This is a genomic window from Aminobacter sp. P4_H6_2 (genome assembly GCF_056400805.1).
This window is the reverse complement of the sequence record NZ_JBFUKO010000801.1, coordinates 1-2159: the sequence shown is the minus strand read 5'-3', so window position 1 is coordinate 2159 and position 2159 is coordinate 1. Positions and strand designations below refer to the sequence as shown.

Below are 2159 nucleotides of genomic sequence, written 5' to 3'. Positions count from 1 at the left end.
GGCGAAAGAAACACACTGCTATGCGCATATCTGAGTTGGTAAGAGCATCAGCCTTTTCGGCGCTTGTCGCGGCCAGTCTTCTGGGTGCTGCTGGCGAAGCGCTGGCGTTCGACGACAAGGTCTTCGACGACAAGACAGGGGTGAAGCCACAGTCGAGCCCTTGGGCGGTGTTCCAGTTCGGTTTCTCCGCCTACAAGAGCGGCCACAAGGACCAGGCTGTCGAGGCCTATCGTTATGCCGCAGAAAACGGTCAGATCGGCGCCACCTGGAAGCTCGCACGCATGTATGCCGAAGGCGACGGCGTGGCTCAGAACGATTACGAAGCCTTCAAGTTCTTCACCGAGATCGCCGAACAGGATGTCGAGCCCGGCTCGCCCGAAGAGAGTTACGTCTCCGACGCGCTTGTGGCGCTGGGCGGTTACATGAAGGAAGGCATTCCCGGCAGCCCGGTGTCGGCCAATCCGGTCGCCGCGCAGGAATATTACATGCGCGCCGCTGCCAACTACCGCAATCCCAACGCCCAGTACGAGATGGGCAAGATGTTCCTCAAGGGTGACGGCGGCGTGAAGGCTTCCGTCAAGCAGGCCGGCCGCTGGCTGCAGCTTGCCGCGGAAAAAGGCCATGCCGGCGCTCAGGCCACGCTCGGCAATCTGTTGTTTGAGAGCGGCAAGGTGGTGCGCGGTCTCGCCATGATGACCGCAGCGCTTGAACGCGCGACACCTTCCGACCAGCCCTGGATCAGGGGCATGCAGGAAGAGGCCTTTGCGCTTGCCGACGAATCCGACCGGCGCACGGCGATTTCGCTTGCCGAAGACATTCTGACCAAGGGCAACTAGTCGGCCCATAGCCTTCAGGCCGCCGAGGCAGGCCTGCAAGCTTGGCCGGCAACACGGTTTTGAAGCTCAGCCTTCGCTCTGGATGAAAGTCCAGATCGCACCGCAACTCACCACGATGCCATCTTCGACAAGGGCCACCATCGTTCAGCGCGCGTAAGCTACTTCGCAACCGCCGGGTATGTTTCCGTCAAAACATGAAACGATCCTGGCGGGTTCGGACCCGCTTGGACAATTCCATCGCGGCGAAAACGCGCGAATTCGATAATTTTGTCGCTCGATGCCATCACGGCTGTCCGACCAAGCCATTCTCGCAGTTCCGGCCTCAAGCCGTCGCCATGCTTGTTGGCCAGTTGGTCAAGCGCATTCAGTCCCAGCATTCGAGAGCGCCTCTCATATGGTATTCGGGCCAGTCAGCGGGCAACGCCGAGCGGCAGTGTGAACTGCCAGCTTGAGCGGCCAGATTCTGGCGGAATGGGTGGGAACGGGGCGGCGCGGCGCACGGTTTCGAGCGCTGCGCTGTCGAGATCGGCGGAGCCCGAACCCTGGACGATACGTACGCTACCGACGCCGCCGGACGCGTTGACGACAAAGCTCACGTGAACGTCGTTTTGTGCCTTGGCCCGGGCCGAACGCGAGATCGAGCGCAGCGCGCGGCGCAACTTGGAAACAACCTTGCCCGGATAATTCGATGCCGAAGCATTGCCTGCAGTGGCGCTACTGCCATTCTTGCCGGCGGCTGTGGCTGTTCCGTTGGCAGCGCCATCAGCCTCGCCCTTCCTGGCGTCCGCCTGACCGTTGCCGGCGGAGCCTGCTTTGGCTGCATTTTCTCTTTTTTTCGCCGGGGCCTTGTCTGCCTTCTTGGGCTGTTCTGCCTTTTGTTTCGGCTTCTTCAGAGGTTTTGTCTCCGCCTTCTTGAGCGGTTTTTCGACCGGCTTTTTCACCGGTTCGGGTGTTGGCTCGACTTCCGCGACAATTTTCTCAGGTTCAGCCGAAGGCGCAGGCTTTTCGATTTCCACGGGTTCGGCGTGGGCGAACTCGGCCGGCTTCTGGACGATGTTGTCGTCTTCAACCGGCTCCAGCCTATCGACGGCAAGGATTTCGGGAAGCGGGTTGGTCACGGCCGGCTGGACCGGCTGTTCTGCAACAGGCTGGATGGTTTCCGCCGTCGGCGTTTCGACGGCGGCGGTATCTACGGCTTCGATGGTTTCCGGCTCCGTGACGGTCCGTGCTTCGATCATCTCCACCGGCTTCGCGTCCAGCATGGTGATCATCGTCACGTTGACAGGGTCGAGCTCGGATATCTCGCCTGCCGCCGACTGATCC

At 61.1% G+C, this 2159-nt stretch carries 3 protein-coding genes; 1 reads left to right on the top strand and 2 read right to left on the bottom strand.

What is annotated here, in order from left to right; all coding sequences use genetic code 11:
* Positions 1-20 precede the first annotated feature (20 nt).
* Complete coding sequence (locus AC1DUU_RS30320) at positions 21-836, top strand: tetratricopeptide repeat protein (protein ID WP_476787018.1); 816 nt, start codon at positions 21-23, stop codon at positions 834-836.
* Positions 837-994: 158 nt separating this feature from the next.
* On the opposite strand, the gene AC1DUU_RS30315 is transcribed toward AC1DUU_RS30320, so the two are convergent.
* Both AC1DUU_RS30315 and tolA read right to left on the bottom strand, forming a co-directional pair.
* Positions 995-1213 (bottom strand): hypothetical protein, encoded by a 219-nt coding sequence (locus AC1DUU_RS30315; protein WP_476787017.1) that lies wholly within the window; start codon positions 1211-1213, stop codon positions 995-997.
* 33 nt (positions 1214-1246) lie between these two features.
* Positions 1247-2159, bottom strand: a 913-nt coding sequence (tolA, locus tag AC1DUU_RS30310) for a cell envelope integrity protein TolA (RefSeq protein WP_476787016.1), incomplete at its 5' end; no start/stop codon positions are given.